The sequence below is a fragment of the Halococcus sp. IIIV-5B genome, from assembly GCF_003602035.1.
In the GTDB taxonomy this organism is placed as follows: Archaea; Halobacteriota; Halobacteria; order Halobacteriales; family Halococcaceae; genus Halococcus; species Halococcus salsus.
In genome coordinates, this window is sequence record NZ_QZWE01000032.1 from 15,998 (window position 1) to 33,129 (window position 17,132).

At 64.7% G+C, this 17,132-nt stretch carries 11 protein-coding genes, 1 tRNA gene and 2 rRNA genes; 3 read left to right on the plus strand and 11 right to left on the minus strand.

What is annotated here, in order from left to right; all coding sequences use genetic code 11:
• Nucleotides 1-103 precede the first annotated feature (103 nt).
• From D3261_RS16600 to D3261_RS16615, 4 genes are all read right to left on the minus strand, one after another.
• A 23S ribosomal RNA gene (locus tag D3261_RS16600) occupies nt 104-3,022 on the minus strand.
• A gap of 206 nt (nt 3,023-3,228) precedes the next feature.
• Nucleotides 3,229-3,300: transfer RNA gene (locus tag D3261_RS16605), tRNA-Ala, on the minus strand.
• 159 nt (nt 3,301-3,459) lie between these two features.
• Nucleotides 3,460-4,934, minus strand: a 16S ribosomal RNA gene (locus tag D3261_RS16610).
• The 16S and 23S rRNA genes sit together here with 1 tRNA gene alongside, the layout of an rRNA operon.
• Before the next feature lie 810 nt (nt 4,935-5,744).
• The gene (locus D3261_RS16615) at nt 5,745-6,056 is read right to left on the minus strand and encodes a non-histone chromosomal MC1 family protein (protein ID WP_120074291.1); all 312 of its coding nucleotides are present in this window, start codon (nt 6,054-6,056) and stop codon (nt 5,745-5,747) included.
• A gap of 169 nt (nt 6,057-6,225) precedes the next feature.
• On the opposite strand from D3261_RS16615, the gene D3261_RS16620 reads away from it, so the two are divergent.
• A complete protein-coding gene (locus D3261_RS16620; RefSeq protein WP_007691301.1) occupies nt 6,226-6,423 on the plus strand; it encodes a hypothetical protein in 198 nt (65 codons plus the stop codon).
• Between the two features lie 33 nt (nt 6,424-6,456).
• Nucleotides 6,457-7,509: a quinone-dependent dihydroorotate dehydrogenase gene (locus D3261_RS16625; RefSeq protein WP_120074293.1), complete on the plus strand. Its 1,053-nt coding sequence runs from the start codon at nt 6,457-6,459 to the stop codon at nt 7,507-7,509.
• Here D3261_RS16625 and pheT read toward each other — a convergent pair whose 3' ends face one another.
• From pheT to D3261_RS16640, 3 genes are all read right to left on the minus strand, one after another.
• Entirely contained in the window at nt 7,510-9,216 is a 1,707-nt protein-coding gene (pheT, locus tag D3261_RS16630; RefSeq protein ID WP_120074295.1) for a phenylalanine--tRNA ligase subunit beta, read from the minus strand. It lies immediately after the preceding gene.
• On the minus strand, nt 9,216-10,712 hold the full coding sequence (locus D3261_RS16635; RefSeq protein WP_120074297.1) for a phenylalanine--tRNA ligase subunit alpha: 1,497 nt from the start codon (nt 10,710-10,712) through the stop codon (nt 9,216-9,218). The genes pheT and D3261_RS16635 overlap by 1 nt, the downstream gene beginning before the upstream one ends.
• Before the next feature lie 231 nt (nt 10,713-10,943).
• Nucleotides 10,944-11,804: an endo alpha-1,4 polygalactosaminidase gene (locus D3261_RS16640; RefSeq protein ID WP_120074299.1), complete on the minus strand. Its 861-nt coding sequence runs from the start codon at nt 11,802-11,804 to the stop codon at nt 10,944-10,946.
• 96 nt (nt 11,805-11,900) lie between these two features.
• On the opposite strand from D3261_RS16640, the gene D3261_RS16645 reads away from it, so the two are divergent.
• Nucleotides 11,901-12,962 (plus strand): FAD-binding oxidoreductase, encoded by a 1,062-nt coding sequence (locus D3261_RS16645; RefSeq protein ID WP_120074301.1) that lies wholly within the window; start codon nt 11,901-11,903, stop codon nt 12,960-12,962.
• Between the two features lie 289 nt (nt 12,963-13,251).
• Here the strand turns inward: D3261_RS16645 and D3261_RS16650 are convergent, their stop codons facing one another.
• The 4 genes from D3261_RS16650 to D3261_RS20115 form a co-directional block, all read right to left on the minus strand.
• Nucleotides 13,252-14,814, minus strand: coding sequence for a tryptophan--tRNA ligase (locus tag D3261_RS16650; RefSeq protein ID WP_120074302.1), 1,563 nt, complete (start codon nt 14,812-14,814; stop codon nt 13,252-13,254).
• Nucleotides 14,811-15,830 carry a tRNA-intron lyase gene (gene endA, locus D3261_RS16655; protein ID WP_120074304.1) on the minus strand — a complete coding sequence of 340 codons (1,020 nt, stop codon included), beginning with the start codon at nt 15,828-15,830 and terminating at the stop codon, nt 14,811-14,813. Before endA ends, D3261_RS16650 begins: the two co-directional genes overlap by 4 nt.
• A gap of 64 nt (nt 15,831-15,894) precedes the next feature.
• The gene (locus D3261_RS16660) at nt 15,895-16,632 is read right to left on the minus strand and encodes an endonuclease NucS domain-containing protein (RefSeq protein ID WP_120074310.1); all 738 of its coding nucleotides are present in this window, start codon (nt 16,630-16,632) and stop codon (nt 15,895-15,897) included.
• Nucleotides 16,633-16,834: 202 nt separating this feature from the next.
• The coding region (locus D3261_RS20115) for a hypothetical protein (protein ID WP_199694045.1) at nt 16,835-17,132 on the minus strand (298 nt) is incomplete at its 5' end.

Below are 17,132 nucleotides of genomic sequence, written 5' to 3' on the forward strand. Positions count from 1 at the left end.
CCGACGATCGGTGGCCGATGCGTTCGGGCTGTGATGTGTGTAATACGTGCGATCCAGTTTGCGCCTGGACCCGTCCAGCCGGACGGATTCCAATGCGATATGACTAGTGTGGCTTGGTCTGTTAGTGCTCGCGGGCTAAACGCCTCGTTGCCTCGGCGCGTACACCCCGAGTCTATCGAACTCGTCTTCTACGAGTGACCTCGGTGGGACCTCTTTTCCGGGTGGGTTTCGAGCTTAGATGCGTTCAGCTCTTACCCCATGTCGCGTGGCTGCCCGGCACGTGCCCTCTCGGACAACCGGTACACCAGTGGCGACCAATCGTAGTTCCTCTCGTACTATACGATCGTTCCCGTCAGGTACCATAACACCCCCAATAGATAGCAGCCGACCTGTCTCACGACGGTCTAAACCCAGCTCACGACCTCCTTTAATAGGCGAACAACCTCACCCTTGCCCGCTGCTGCACGGGCAGGATGGAGGGAACCGACATCGAGGTAGCAAGCCACCGGGTCGATATGTGCTCTTGCCGGTGACGACTCTGTTATCCCTAAGGTAGCTTTTCTGTCGTAAATGGCCCGCATCAAGCAGGCTCATCCGTTCGTTAGACCACGCTTTCGCGTCAGCGTTCCCGTGTTAGAGAGAACACTGTCAGACCATCTTTTGCTCTTACGCTCTTTTCCGGGTCTCCGACCCGGATGAGATGATCTTCGGGCGGGCTCGATATCTTTTCAAGCCCGTACCGCCCCAGTCAAACTGCCCAGCTACCGGTGTCCTCCTCCCGGAGTAAGGGTCACAGTCACTAGTGGGTAGTATTTCAGTGATGTCTCGGCGGCCCGCTGGCGCGGGTGCCTGCGTAACGACTCCTACCTATCCTGCACACTAGCGACCGTGTCCCAGCGACAGCTTGCAGTAAAGCTCTATAGGGTCTTCGCTTCCCCTTGGGGGTCTCCAGACTCCGCACTGGAACGTACAGTTCACCGGGCCCAACGTTGGGACAGTGACGCTCTCATTCATCCATTCATGCAAGCCGCTACTGAAGCGGCAAGGTACTACGCTACCTTAAGAGGGTCATAGTTACCCCCGCCGTTAACGGGTCCTTCGTCCTCTTGTACGAGGTGTTCAGATACCCGCACTGGGCAGGATTCAGTGACCGTACGAGTCCTTGCGGATTTGCGGTCACCTATGTTGTTATTAGACAGTTGGAGCGTCCGAGTCGCTGCGACCTGCTCCATTCCGGAGCAGGCATCCCTTATTGCGAACGTACGGGACTAATTTGCCGAATTCCCTAACGTCGGTTGTCCCCGACAGGCCTTGGCTTTCGCCGCCACGGACACCTGTGTCGGATCTGGGTACGGTCAGCGTGCGCCTTTTCACGGGCTCTGGGTTGGATCGAGTTTCCCTATCTCAACGTTCGCCCGCTTCGTGCCATTACGGCTTCCACGAGTTTCGATGATTCGACCGGGCGAGTGCCCGGCTCGATCGACCCCAAAGCGTCGGCATGATTGCACGCAGGCACTGGAATATTAACCAGTTTCCCGGTTCGTCCCACTCGAATTGCGGTGGGACTAAGGACCGGCTAACCCTCGGTTGACGAACATTGCCGAGGAACCCTTGTCCGTTTGGCCGTCGGGATTCTTACCCGACTACCGCTGCTACTGTGGCCAGGATTATCGTCACTGCTCGGTCCATACGAGTTCTCACCCGTACTTCCACCCGAACAGAGCGCCGACCTACGGAATCACACGTATGTGTGTCGTCAGGTCTCGGTGGTGGACTTGAGCCCCGATCATTTTCGGCGCTCCAAACCTCGGCCGGTAAGCTGTTACGCTATTCTTAGCGGGTAGCTGCTTCTAAGCTCACCTCCCGGCTGTCTATGGCTCGGAACCACCTTCGATCGCACTTAGTCCACACTTGGGGACCTCAACCAAACTCTGGGTTGTCTCCCTCACGGTGCACAGGCTTACCCCGCACACCGGACTCCCTGCGTCTACGGCGTTCGTAGGTTCGGAGTTCGACAGGAGGGCTGACTCCTCTCGGAGTCAGACCCTCCAATCGGTCGCTCTACCCCACGAACTACCTCAGCAGAGGTCATGCTTCGACATGTTTCGGTCGGAACCAGCTGTTGCCGGACTCGATGGGCCTTTCACCCCTACACGGCGGTCACGGGAGGGTATTGTAGGACACCATCCCTAGCAGGCCTCCACGCGGCTTTCGCCACGCTTCACCTTGCCGACGCGTAGATCGTCCGGATTCGGGTCGTGTCCGCTCGACTCCCCGCGCTTGAACACGGCGGCCCTCGCATCAAAGATGCTGCGGCCATGTCGGTTTCCCTGTGCCTTCCCCGATACTCGGGTTAGACTCGTCAAGCAGACACACTCCCTGGCTCGTTTTTCAAAACGCACGACGGAACATCGGCTCGCAACGAATCCTACTGCGGGGTCGCCCCCGGGTCGTTGTTCGTTGCGCCTTGTATGCCCCGTCGCTCGATCGCCAACTGAGTTCAAGCCCTATTGCACCTCCCTTCTTGGGGTGCTTTTCAGCGTTCGCTCACGCTACTTGTTCACTATCGGTCTCGAGTTGTGTTTAGTCTTAGCCGTCGATGCCGGCTATCTTCACGAGGGATATCCAACCCCCGATACTCTGGAGCTGACGCACACCGTACTGATCCGTACTACGGGGTTTTCACCCTGTTTCACGCTCCATTCCAGGAGACTTCGTACAGACGATCCGGTGATGAGAGTCAGTCCGAACACCACATTGCTCGTAGGAGCTTCGGTTTGGACTGTGTCGTGTTCACTCGCGGTTAGTAACGACATCCCGTTCGGTTTCTCTTCCTGCCGGTACTGAGATGTTTCAGTTCCCGGCGTTCCCCATTGCGCGAAGCAATTGTTGTAGGGATTCCCATTCGGAAATCTCAGGTTCTAAGCCTCCGTGCGGCTCCCCTGAGCTTATCGCAGCTTGGCACGTCCTTCATCGGCACTCGAGCCGAGCTATCCACCAGTTGGCATAGTAGCCACGGTCTTCAATCAGAATCCATGAACCCGCTGAACGGGTCCAGTGGACGCCTGGATCGCACGTACACACGGTCTCATCCACACGCCTGAGTGTTGGCAGGCGTGTCTCAACCCTTCCCACCCACGCTTGCACGGGGTGGTGCATCGGTTCGGTCGGATTCAAGCATATCCCCGAGACCCACTTAAGGGACTCGGTTCGCTTCAACCCGACATATGGACCCACTGGGATTCGAACCCAGGGCATCCTCCTTGCAAAGGAGGCACTCTCCCACTGAGCTATGGGCCCGCCTTCCTCGTTCGCGTCCGCCGTCCGGCGGAACACGACAACGGAAGGCTGTCGCGTTTTGTTCGGTAACCCTTGGTAGTTCATCGGTGCCCGGTCGGCACCGTGGGTCGCTGACTGCGAACGCGAGTGGGCCGGGCCGTCAGCCCGGTCCCGTTCGTTAGGAGGTGATCCAGCCGCAGATTCCCCTACGGCTACCTTGTTACGACTTAATCCCCCTTGCGAAGCCCAGATTCGACCGACGTTGCGTCGGCCTCATCCCGACCTCACTCGGGTGATTTGACGGGCGGTGTGTGCAAGGAGCAGGGACGTATTCACCGCGCTCTTCTGAAACGCGATTACTACCGAATCCAGCTTCATGCGGATGAGTTTCAATCCGCAATCCGAACTACGACCAGGGTTAGGAGATTAGCGTCCCCTCTCGGGGTAGCGTCCCACTGTCCTGGCCATTGTAGCCCGCGTGTCGCCCGGCACATTCGGGGCATACTGACCTACCGTTGCCCGTTCCTTCCTCCGTCTTAGCGACGGCAGTCTCCATAATGTACCCAGCCACCACAAGGGTGCTGCTGGCAATTATGGACGCGGGTCTCGCTCGTTGCCTGACTTAACAGGACGCCTCACGGTACGAGCTGACGGCGGCCATGCACCTCCTCTCAACGGCTCAGGTAAGCTCATCAAACTGACCGTCACTGCACGTTGTCGGTGCCGGTGAGATGTCCGGCGTTGAGTCCAATTAAACCGCAGGCTCCTCCGGTTGTAGTGCTCCCCCGCCAATTCCTTTAAGTTTCATCCTTGCGGACGTACTTCCCAGGCGGCTCGCTTCTCGGCTTCCCTACGGCGCAACGCAGGCTCGTAGCCTGCGTCACACCTAGCGAGCATCGTTTACGGCTAGGACTACCCGGGTATCTAATCCGGTTCGAGACCCTAGCTTTCGTCCCTCACTGTCGGGTCCGTTCTCCAGAGGCGCTTTCGCAACCGGTGGTCCGTCCAGGATTACGGGATTTCACTCCTACCCCGGACGTACCCCTCTGGTCTCCCGGCCCCAAGCCGACTGGTTTCCGCCGGACGCCCACCCGTTAAGCGGGTGGATTTCCCGACGGACCTGTTCGGCCAGCTACGGACGCTTTAGGCCCAATAAAATTGGCTATCACTCGGGCTGCCGGTATTACCGCGGCGGCTGGCACCGGTCTTGCCCAGCCCTTATTCTGTGACCACCTTACGGTCACGAAAAGCGAGGACTGTATGCCCTCGCACTCGGGATCCCCTTATCGCACTGTCGTGCAGTGTAAAGGTTTCGCGGCTGCTGCGCCCCGTAGGGCCCGGAATCTTGTCTCAGATTCCGTCTCCGGGCTCTTGCTCTCACAACCCGTACTGATTATTGGCACGGTGGGCCGTTACCCCACCGTCTACCTAATCAGCCGCAGTCACGTCCTCCGGCGGCGGACCGTTTCCAGCTTTCCGTCGTTCCAACGTGAAAGCAGTATCCGAGATTGACCTCAGTTTCCCGAGGGTATCTCAGTCCAGAGGGTAGTTTGACCACGTGTTACTGAGCTATACGCCACGAGTATGAACTCGTACGACTAGCATGCCTGAATCGGATCCCGATAGCAATAGCCTCCGGCAGGATCAACCGGAATGTTCCCGAGCACAAGGCTCGGGGGGTATAGGCGGGAACACAAGGGTGTGTTCACCTATCGGGTTCGCATTCAGCGACACCACGGACCGAACCGGGTGTCACCGAACTACCAAGGGCTACCATCAGATCCCGTCTTGACGGCGGACCGCAGGGGCGGAATCCTCATCTCCTTCGGACTTCCTCGTACATCCCTCGAAGGGATAAACCCTCCGAAGCGGATGTCATCCAGAGCGAGTCGAGCTCGCCCTCGGAAGTCCGCTGCAAAGACCGGCGTTGCCGGCCTCGGTTTCGCTTGCTTCGGATTCCATCGTACATCGCTCGAAGGGATAAACCCTCCGAAGCGATGTCGTCGAAGGCGAGCCGAACTCGCCTCCGGAATCCATCCCGAGGGCCGAATTGAACGGCCCTCGACTTCGCTTGCTTTCTGCATTCCATCCGAGTGCCCTGTACCACTTAAGGGCGTCGGATTCCTGCTTCGTCGGTCGTTTCCAACCGACCTTCGCATTTCACTCCAAATCGCGACTAACTCATAAGGTCGTCGGATTAGACGCCGTGTGCGGCCCGTTGGCTTGCTTCGCGAAGTCGCCTCACATGGACGATCCTTCATCGAAGACCGGTCGAAATGTTGCCGGTACCAAAACGGACTACCTTCGAGATGGTCGGTGGCCGTGGTCGTCGAGGAACTCGGAGGAATATCGCGCGGCTGGAGGCCGGCCGGTCATCCCACGCGTGCGCGTTGGGTCTGGTCGGGTGTCTGGCCGCGCAGCCGTGGCTCCTCACGCAGCGGCAAAGTAAGTGGGGATTCGGCGGGCTACAGTTCCTCTAGGTGTTCGATGCCCTGCTTCGAGACGTTCGCCTCGGTGATCGTCGAGGGCATCCAGTCCGGCTTGTCGTCGGGGGCGTCCTCGCGCCACGCCCACCCCTCGTAGATGTGGACCTTGTGGGTCCCCTTCTCGCGAAGCCGGAGGTCCTCTCGGGTCGCGTTCGACTCGCCGTCGGCCGGTTCGAGCCGTCGAGCGGCCTTCAGCGCAGCCTGCCGCGGGGTGCGCCCCGAGAAGACGCTGGTCTCGCCGTTCGCGTCGCGCAGTGCGAAGTTACGCTTACCATCCGTATCACGTGCCATGGTTTCACCACTCCATGCCAACCCAACACAGGCCGGAGTATAAACATATCCCTCATATCGGGTGACGGAAGCCGGGAGATGGTACTCGGTGGGCCGGGACCCGGCGGGCCGACGAACGGACCGTAAGGTTAAGAGTATCCAATCGCGAAGTCCCGAGTTAGACGCCGCGATGGTACGGAAAAAGAAGCTCAGTCCGAGCGGGGCAAAAGACAACGAGGGCGAGTACCACAACGTACACGTCAACCTCCACGAAGACGAACTCTCCGTTGCGGGGATGGCGATCGGCGACGAGGTGTTCGTTCGCGTTCGCGAGGACAAGATCATCATCCAGAAGGCCGACCAGGACGAGGTCGAACACGACTTCTGAGGGTTCGACGTGACCGTCGGACCACCGAACCGCATGACAGGCTACGACGCGCTGAAACCGCTGTTGTTCCGTCTCCCGGCCGAATCGGTCCACGGGGTCGCGAAGACGCTTCTCGGACGCCTCCAGCACACCCCAGTCGAGCGCGCGCTCGATGCACACTACGGGGTCGAGGACGACCGCCTCCGAACGACCGCGTTCGGGCTCGACTTCCCGACCCCCGTCGGGATGGCGGCCGGCTTCGACAAGAACGCCGAGATCCCGCGGGCGCTGGCCGCGTTCGGCTTCGGCCACGTCGAGGTCGGTGGCGTCACCGCCGAAGCGCAGAACGGCAACCCGCGCCCGCGGCTGTTCCGGCTGCCGGACGACCGCGCGCTCGTCAACCGGATGGGGTTCAACAACCACGGGGCCGACCGGATCGGTGACCGCCTCGCGCACGCACGCGTGGACGTTCCAGTTGGTGTCAACATCGGGAAGTCGAAGGCGACCCCGCTCGACGACGCGGCCGCCGATTACGTCTACACCTACGAGCGCTGTTCGACGGGCGATTACTTCGTGGTCAACGTATCGAGCCCCAACACGCCGGGGCTCCGTGACCTCCAGAACCGCGCACACCTCGAACGGATCCTCGGAGCCCTCCGCGAGGCGGGCGCGAGCCCGCTGCTCGTCAAGCTCTCGCCCGACCTCACCGACGACGCCGTCGCCGAGGCCGTCGCCGTGGCCGAAGACGAGGGACTCGACGGGGTCATCGCGACGAACACCACCACCGAACGACCTCCCTCGCTTCGAGGAACGCACCGGGACGAGGAAGGGGGCCTATCGGGGAAGCCGTTGGACGCGCGCGCGACGCGTGCGGTCCGGTTCGTCGCCGAGCGCACCGACCTCCCCGTCGTCGGCGTCGGTGGCGTGTCGAGCGCGGCGGGTGCCTACCGGAAGATCCGGGCGGGCGCGTCGCTGGTACAGCTCTACACGGGGTTCGTCTATGAAGGACCGGCCATCGCGCGCGACATCAACCGGGGACTCCTCGAGATGCTCGACCGCGACGGGTTCGACTCCGTCGCGGACGCGGTCGGTGCGGACCTCGATTAGTTATCGAAGCGCGTCGGCCCGGAACTCGAAGCCCACCACGGGAACTTCGAGGCCGTGTTCGACGAGGACTTCGGGGTGGAGTTCCCCGACGATCCCTGCCTGTTCGCCGTCGAGCACCACGTTCGCGACGCGCCCCTCGACGAACGAGGGATGCTCGGTCGCGGGCGTTTCGAGGTCGACGTCGAACGCGCGTGCGAGCGACGACAGTCGGCCCTTCACGTCCTCGAACGAGGCGTCGGTCCGGGCGAGGACGGCGGCGACGTGGCGCTCCTCGGCGAGGTTGGTCTCTTCCTCGTGGTCGACGTGGGCGGCGAGGCCGACCTCGGCGAGGTCCTGGGGGTAGCGCCGGTGGGTGTTGTTTTCGAGCACCATCAGTAGCGAGGGCAACGCCCAGGTCCGGACGACCTCGTAGTCGCGGCTGTAGGGTTCGGTGATCCGGGCGGGGTCGGCCGCGCCGAGGGCGTCGTCCGTCGGGTCGAGGGTCATCCGGTCGAAGTTCTCGGTCTCGCCGATGAGGTGGAAGTTCAGCAGGTCCTCGAAGCCGAGCCCGGTGAGGGTCTCGCGGACCGCGCGTTCGTGGCGCGAACGCTCGTGGCGGCCCCCGACGGTGGAGACGTCGGGATACTCCGGTTCGAGGTCGTTGAAGCCGTAGGCCCGGCCGATGTCGTCGATCACGTCGACGGGGTGGAGCACGTCCGTCCGGTAGGGCGGTATCGAGACGGTGTAGACCGCGTCGTCGGTGGGGTCGGGCTCGGCGTCGAGACCTGACCGTTCGAGGAAGTCCACCACTTCGCGTTCGTCGAGCGCGACCCCGAGCGCGCGCTCGATCCGGTCGTGCGGCACGGTCTGTTCGGTCACCTCGAAGTCGGGTCGGTCGAGGTCGCCGTCGGGGTACGCGACGGTCACGCGTTCGACCGTCGCGCCGCGGGCGTCGAGCGCGTAGCAGATGATGGCGCACATCCGGTCGATGGTCCACTGGTCCGTGCCAGTGAGTTCGACGAGGAGGTCGCGGCTCCCGGTGTCGACCTCCGTCCGTCGGCCGTTGATGACGGGCGGGAACGAGAACAGCCCGAGGTCGTCGTAGATCGCGGGATAGCGGTCGTACTCCGTGAGGAGGTCGGCGTAGGTCTCGCCGGTCGGGTGGTCGGTGAGGATCTCCCCGGGCGTGCGTTCGGCGTCGTCGTCGAGCGCGACGAAACTATCCCCATCGGGGTCGACCCCGCGATAGGTGATCGAGTTCTTGTCGCCCTCGATCCGGGCCTGGCCCTTGACCATCGTGAGGTCGTGGATCCCGATGGCCCCCTTCGCGCGCCCGCGACCCATCGTGGCGTGGAGCTTCTCCTGGAGCTGGATCAGCGAGTCGAGGCCCGCCTCGTCGAGGTCGACTCCACGAACGACTGCGCCCGTGACGTAGGGCCGTTCGTCGGGCACCGATTCCTCGACCTCGATGGTCCAGTCGGGCGCGTTCGTGTTCGGGACGTACACCCCTCTGTCGTCGCCGTACTGGTAGCGAAGCGAGCGCGCGACGCCCTCGACCGAGAGTCTGTCGAGCCGATCCGCCTCGAATTCGAGCTGGAACAGCCCGTCCTCGGTCTCGCCCTCGAACTCGAGGCCGAGCTCGAAGAGGTCCGCGAGGAGTTCGTCGTCGTCCGTCTCGTGGCCCGTGAACCGCCGGAGTTCGTCGGGGTCGACGTCGACGACGGGCATCAGTAGACCACCTCCGCGTTCCGGAGGAAGTCGAGGTCGACGAGCGTGCCGTGGACGTCACGAATGTCCTCGAAGCCGTGGGTGAGCATCAGGAGGCGTTCGAGCGCGAGCCCCCACGCCATCACGTCGCAGTCGACACCCAGCGGGTCGAGCATCTCGGGTCTGAAGAGCCCGGAGTTACCGATCTCGACGAGTTCCCCAGTCGTGGGATGCTCGCCGAAGAGCTCGAAGCTCGGCTCGGTGTAGGGATTGTAGGTCGGTTTGAACTGGAGGTCCGTGATCCCGAACTGCTCGTAGAACTCGGTGAAGGTGCCCATCAGGTCACGTACTGAAAGATCCTCGGCCATCACCCAGCCCTCGATCTGGAAGAACTCGAGGAGGTGGGTCGCATCGAGGGTGTCGTTGCGGTAGACCTTCTCGACGCTGAAGAACCGCTGTGGCGGTTCCAGTTCACCGGCGGCGAGTCCCGAGAGGTAGCGGGCCGACAGGGAGGTGGTGTGCCCGCGCAGTGTGAGGCCGCGTGCGACGTCCTCGGCCCACGGCGAGTGATAGCCCTCGCCGTCGTCGACGCCCTCCAGGTGGGCGCGCTTGACCCCTTCGACCAAGTCGTCGGGAAGGTCGTCGATCTCCGGCGGATCCGCGAGGGTGAACTGGTCCCAGTGGGTCCTCGCGGGGTGGTCCTGGGGCATGAACAGCGCGTCGTTGATCCAGAACTCCGCGTCGGCGTGCGGGCCGTCCATCTCCTCGAAGCCCATCCCGACGAGGACGTCCTTCACCCGTTCGGCGGTTTGCCGGAGCGGGTGGATTCGGCCGCCGTCGACCTGCTCGGCGTCGGCCGCGACGTTGTACTCGGCGAACTCGACCTCGCGCCACTCGCCGGTGGTGAGGAGGTCGGGGGTGATCTGACCGACGGTGTCGGCGGTCTCGACGCCCTCCATCAGGGCCGTCACGCCGTCGTCGGTGAGTCGGACCTCGCGAACGACGGTCTCCTCGCGCACGACGAGGTCCCGGCTCGCGAGGCGGTCGAGGAGCCCGTCGTCGGATACCGATTCACCGTCGGCGAGCGAGACGAGCGCCGCGTGTTCGGGGTCGTCGTCGGGGTCGGCCTCGGGGTCGGTGCTGACGGTTCCCGATTCGATCTCGCCGTAGCCCTTCCGGGCGAAGTTCGAGAGCGCGATGTCGACCGCCGGGCCGTCGAGGTCGGCCGCGCCGATGACGGGACCCATCTCGGCGTCGCCGTCCATCCCGTCGGCGGCCTCGTAGAGCCGGGTCTCTGGGAGTCCGGAATCCGCGTACTCGCGGCCCTCCTCGGTGAGGGTCGCCGTCGTCCGGCTGTGTTCGACGACGTCGAGGAGGCCCTCGTCTTCGAGCGCGAAGGCCGCGCCGGTGGCGGTCGTGGGGTTGGTGCCTGTCTCGGTCGCGATCTCGTCGATCGGTCGTGCCTCGGTCGCGCTCGCGGCTTCGAGCACCGCGAGCTGTGCTTCGGGGAGTCTCATGTGGGGTCTACTGGGAGTCGTTCAACTAACGGTTCCGACTCGGGTGTGAGGGTTTCGGCCGCCGCGGCGTCCACGCTCGTCAGAAGCGAACGAAAAAGTGAGAGCCGAACGCGGGGCTGGTCGGTCGTCGAACGGTGTGTCGCCCATGGCGGGGTTCGGCTGCCATGTGCTCCCGTGGCCCGGTCGTCGATAAAACTCTTCTGGCGCGGCGCGCGTCGAATGGGTTCTCAGCTACCCACACGAGACCGGGCGACCGGGGCCGAGCTGTGGATGTTTCCGGATGAGGTGGAGCCCACGCTCTCGTGCGTCCGCACAGTCGAGCGGGCCCCGATACTCACAGACGCCGAGCCACTTCCCCGCGTCGAGGAACGGCGCGTACGCGTCGACCTCGTCGTACTCGTAGGCCTCTTCGGCGAGACAGCCGTCGAAGACGGGTTCGAGCGCTGCGACCTGTCCGGCGTCGTTCTTGAGGACCGCGGCGAGGCCGTGGTCGTGGGCGATCCGCGCGAGCAGCCGGTTGTACGCGAGTTGGTCCGCCGCGGAGACCGAGACCCCGGTGTTCGGGTTGGCGTAGACGTCGACGTTGTCCCACTCGATGGCGTCGAAGCCCTTCGCGCGTGCGAGCCGCGCGCGCTCGCGTATGATCGGTTCGAGAACGTCGTGGCGGGTCACGTCGAGCCAGCGCTCGCCCGGCCAGCCGTCGAGCCCGGTCCCCAGCACCGCGTCCGGGAAGTCGTCCGCGTCGGGCCGCCACCGCTCGTACGACCCACCCGAGAAGTACGCCACGAGGTAGCGTCCGTCGGCGGCGAGCGAATCGAGGATCGGGCGCGGCGTCTCGAACCCGTCGAGGTCGTAGAGCGCGACGTCGTAGCCGGTTTCGATGGGTCCGGAGAGCTGCCACTGCCAGTCGGCGGTAGCTGGGGGCGGTGTCCAACCACCGTCGACGGATCCGGTCGAGGCGGTATCTGACCCGTCGGTCGCCCGACGAGCGAGCGTGTAGCCGACCCCTGCTGCGCCGGAGAGCGCGAGCGCGCCGAGGACGGCGCGTCGTGACGTCGACGAGCGGGTACTCGTGGTGGGATGGGGAACCATCGACTCTCGACCGGGGGTCGGTGACGAGGCGAGATAAACGCGTACGCATCGACGCACAAGAACTAACGATAACGAGCCCGAGAGGACATACAACAAATGTCGAAACGCCGTGCCCAAGAGCTGGCCGACGAGGCCGAGATCGAGAACCAGCACGCGGAGGTGACCTGCGCGGAACCGATGGACCGCGACCGCATCGACGAGATCGAGACCGTGCTCGACGACGACCGCGAGACCCTCGTCGAGCGGCTCGACATCGAGTCGCCGCCCGGACCGATAACCGAGGACGCCGACGGGTGGGACGAGGCGATCGACGCGCTCCGCGAGTCGGGCGCGAAGTCGGTGGCGACGGCGATGCGCTCGCGCGTCGACACCCTCCGCGAGCGTGCCGAACGTTCGTTTCCCTCGTTGCTCCGGCTGGGCTTCCGGCCCGAGCGGCCCTTCGAGTTCGTGCCGGGCCAGTTCGCCCGGATCAGTTACGAGGAGGAGGAACCCCGGGTCTACTCCATCGCGAGTTCGCCGAACGCCGAGGACATGGAGCTCTGCATCCGACGGGTGCCCGGCGGCCACCTCACCCCCGACCTCTGTGACCGCACCAAGGAGGGTGACGACCTCTTCCTACGTGGCCCCTACGGCGACGAGTTCATGCTCCAGGACCCGACCGACCGGGATCTGGTGTTCGTCGCCACGGGGACCGGCGCGGCCCCGTTCAAGAGCATGATCGACTACACCTTCGAGGAGGGCCTCGACGAGTACGACGGGACCGAACGCGACGTCTGGCTGTTCGTGGGCTCGTCGTGGAAGGACGACCTGCCCTACCGCGAGGCGTTCCTGGAGCTCGCCGACGAGCACGACAACTTCCACCCCGTGATGACCTGCAGCCGGGAGAAACACCTCTCGAACTGGGAGGGCGAGACCGAGTACGTCCAGCACACCCTCCTGAAGTACGTCGACCCCGAGAAGGCCGAGACGGACTCGCTCCCGCCCGAGACCGAGGAGTTCGTCGGCAGCGACCCGGCCAACGAGGTCGACGCGCGGATCGACCCCGGCAACAGCGAGGTCTACGTCTGCGGCATCGGCGCGATGTGCGAGAGCGTCCGAAACGTCGTCGAACCCCTCGGGATCTCGGACCTCTACTACGAAGAGGAGAGCTACGGATAGACGAACGACTCGATTCCGACAGCAGTGCGGTGTGTGGTGAGGCAAACGAGTGTGGTGAGGCGGATGCGGTGAGGTGCGGGGGCGCGCGATGAATCCGGCCGCAGGCCGGAGAACGTGCGGGGGATGAGCGGAGTGAGCGCAGCGAACGGAGCGAATCGGCTGGGGAGGCTCGTGGCTGTCGCGGGGCGGGCGGTTTGCGGTTCTCGTTTGCGTCGGGATTACTACGGTAAATCGAGTATCGAAACTCGGTCGGAAACGGGGAGGTCGTACTAACGGAGAGGTCGCACTATCACGTCGCGCGCGGGCTGTCGAGGTCGATGTCGAGATCCGCCAAGACCTCCTCGGCTTCGGCGCGTTTCTCCTGGTGCTCTTCGAGGAACTCGCGCATCAACGCCGCAGCCTGCTCCTTACAACCACCACAGAGTCGCTCGCCGCCGGTACACTCCTCGTAGACCTTCGTCGCGAACTCGTCGTCGTCCGCGGCGAGGAGGTAGGCGTAGAGTTCGTAGACCGGACACTCGTCGGCCTGCCCGCCGAGTTCGCGCTGCTTTTCTGCCGTTTCTCGCCCACCAGTGGTCGCCGATTTCACTTTATCGTAGCCGTCCTCGGGGTCGTCGAGCAGGCTGATGTGGCTCGCCGGAATGGACGAGGACATTTTCCCACCCGTGAGGCCGGTCATGAAGCGGTGGTAGATCGAGGAGGGCGCGACGAAGCCGTAGCCACCGTTGTCGAGTTCGACCTCGCGCGCGAGTTCCTCGGCTTCCTCGCGTGAGAGGTCGAAGCTGTCGATGTGGCCCTCGTAGACCCGTTTCTCGCCCTCGACGGCCTCGACGAGCGCCGAAAAGGCGTCGTCGGTCGCGTTGCGGTCGAGGAATCTGGTTCGCGGGCGGAGCGGCTCCTTGCCGGCGGCACGGAGCTTCTCGACCGCGCTCTCGTGGATCGGGGAGCCGTCGGCGCGCTCGGCGAGCCAGTCGGCGGCCGCGACGCACCGGACGGGGTCGTCCTCGTCGGATGCGGAGAGCGCCTCGAAGGCCTCGGCGAGCAGCGCGCGTTCGGCGGGGTCGGCCTCGAAGCTCGCGTAGGCCTCCGTCACGCCGAAGTATCGCATCCGCGCCGCGAGGTCGCGCGAGAGCCGGACGTGCGGGTCCTGGTCGGGCCCGACGGGGATCACCGTGGGTTTCGGGCCGTCGAGCTGCGGGTAGAGGATGTCGGCCATCTGGGTGACGACCGACTGCATGTGTGAGACGTCGGTCTCGCCGCCGAAGCCGTAGATGCTCTCGAGTTCCGAGAAGTTGGTCTCGATACCGAGTTCGAACGCGAGGTCCTGGAGTGGACGATTGTCCGATTGCCGGTAGAGTTCGCCTTCCTCGGGGTCGAAACCGAGCGCGATCAGGCTCAGGAGGTAGTCCCGCGCGTGCTCGTCGATCTCCGCCCACGAGAGCCCGCGGGCGCTGTGGGCTTCGAGGTCGGCGATCAGTCCATAGGTGTCCGCGCCGCGCTCCTGGTGCCAGACGAGTTCGTCGAAGACGAGTTTGTGGCCGATGTGCGGGTCGCCGGTCGGCATGAACCCCGAGAGCGCCGCGGCGGGCTCGTCGTTCCGCAGGGCGTCGAGCACCCGTCCGTAGCCCCGATGACCGAAGATGACCCCGCGACGCATCAGGTAGTGCGGGGCGGGGACGCCGGGCAGCACGTCGTCGAAGGCCTCGATCCCGAACTCCTCGAAGAGGTTACGGTAGTCCTCGACCGTCGAGGAACCCCACGGGTCGAGCGTCGTTCCGTCGGCTCCTGTGGCGGTTCCTCCATCGGGCCGAGGCCGGTCCGGCGCTCGTGCGTCGTGGTCTGGGTCTGTCATGGGCGGATTCGCTCGACGGCGAGCCAGTCGATGGTATCGTTCGAGCCCGTCAGCGCAAAAACCGTTCGCTTGTGGACCCCACCCGCGAGCCGGGCGTCGAGCGAGAGTTCGCGCGGCCCGAACGCGTAGCCCGCCGGGAGCACCCGAACCAGGTTCTCGGAGTGCCCGAGGTTCTCGACCGTTTCCACAGTCGAGTACGTCCGGAAGTCCGCCCCGAACTTGAAACCCGTCTTGGGGACCAAGCCCTCCGAGCGGAGCGCCGCGTAGACCGCGAGCCGACGGTCGAACCGCTCGCCCTCGACCTCGCGCCCGCGTTCGACCACCGCGGTGGGATCGACATCGAGGTCGAGGATCCCTTCGCGAGCGAGATGGGCAGCTTCGACGAGCGAGAGCTGGAGCGGGCCGCCCTCGGCCCCCCGACCCGCGAGACGCTGGCCGAAGAAGCCGCGCTCGTAGAGGTCCTCCGGCGGATCCCAGAGCACGACCCGGTCGGCGAGGAGGTCGCCCGATGCGTGCGAGGGGTCGTAGTCGGTGCCGCCGTCGACCGTCGGACGGGTCGTTTCGAGGTAGGTGATCTCGCTCTCCTCGTCGACGACCGCGAGGACGACGTCACCGAGGTCGGCCGCCGGCACCGATTCGCGCTCGCCGGCCACCCGAACGCGATAGCGAACCTCGTCGTCCCAGGGTCCCTTCCCCTGCGGGTAGACCACGAGGTCGGCGGCCGGACTGGGATCCTCGACCCAGTCCTCGCGTGCGGGCGAGAGGTAGAACCCCCGTTCGCGGAAGTCCTTGTAGACCAGGAATCGGACCACGAGACGGTCGTCGGTGGCCAGGAACTCCCGAAAGCCCATCCCGTCGACCGCGTCGAGGTCGTCGCGGTAGAGGAGGTGGGCGGCCTCGACCGGTGCGAGCGCGACCCCGGACCCGGTGGGCCGGCCGTAGCCCCGTGAATCGTAGAACCGCTGGCGGGCGTCGCCGCCGGCGCGAACGACGTCGCCATCGAGCGTGGCGTCCATAGCCGAAACGGGCCGCGGGGCGACAAGTGGCCTGCGGTCGGGCGCGGCGGGAGGGGGATGGAATTCAGCCGGCGCGCTCACAGGTCGCGTCGAGACACCGCCGACCGGTGCCGGTCTCGAACGCCGGTAAGCCGCAATCACACTCGCCGTCGACGACACCCGTCGGAAACGCGAAGGCGGTCTCGCAGTCGGGGTAGCTCTCACACCCGGCGAGGAGGGTACCGTTTCGAATGATCCGGAGACTGCCGTCACAGTCCGGGCAGTCCCAGGCTCGGTCGAACGCGTCCGTGATCAGCGCGTCGAGCGACTGGCATTCACGGTCGATACAGAGCGTGAACGCCCGGCCACGCTCGACGCGCATCGTCGGCAGACCGCACGAGGAGCAGCCCTCGTCGAGGATCTCGGCACCCGCGGGCAGCCCGTAGCGTGCCGCACAGCCGAGACACGTCACGACACCGTTCGCACGGGTGAGCACGTCGTCGCAGTCGGGACAGGTTCCCACGGGCGTGCCGGCGCGGGAGGCGGGATACCGCCCGAGGCCGTACTCCGCGTTCGCGGTGACGTCGAGCCGCGAGTCGTCGTCAACGGCGGTGAGCGAGAATTCCCCATCAGCGGTTCCGTCGTAGACCAGGCTCTCGGGGCGCGTGAGCCACGCGACGGGCTGGTAGCCGTCGCAGTCGTGGACCAACACGGTGTTGTCGGGTTTGAGGAGCACGACGACCTCGCCACGGAGGTCGCTTTCCCGGGATCCCGTCGTGGTGACGGTGCAGTCGCCGGCGAAGACCCGGATAGCGTCGGGCATGACCCGACTGGTCCCGGTTTCGTACTTGAGGGTTCGGGCGCGAGCGGGAAGCGGTTCGGGTGCGGGACCGCTCGTCCGTCCCCGACTCGCCACTGGTGACATCCGGACGACCGACTCACTCGCCGAGGAGAGCGAGGTGTGGTGTCGTCTCGAAACGGAAGGGTTCGGTGAGTTGCTGTCGGGAACGAGCGCGCCGCGTCGGCTACCCTTGGTCGACGGTTCCGCCCACGCTCTGGAGGGGTTCGTCGGCGTGTGATTCCGGCCGGTAGCCGAGTCGCCCGCGGGTCACCACGAGGAGCACCAGCGCCACAACGGCGAAGCCGATCGTCTCCGGGAGGAACGGGTTCGGGATCCCCGAGAGGTCCAGGGTCGGGAACACGGCGAGCCAGAGCACCGAGATGAAGTTGTTCACGCTACAGTGCGCCAGCAGTGCAACGGGGAGGCTCTCGCCGCTCTTATTGAAGATCCAAGTGATGAAGAAATTGAACACGATGCAGAAG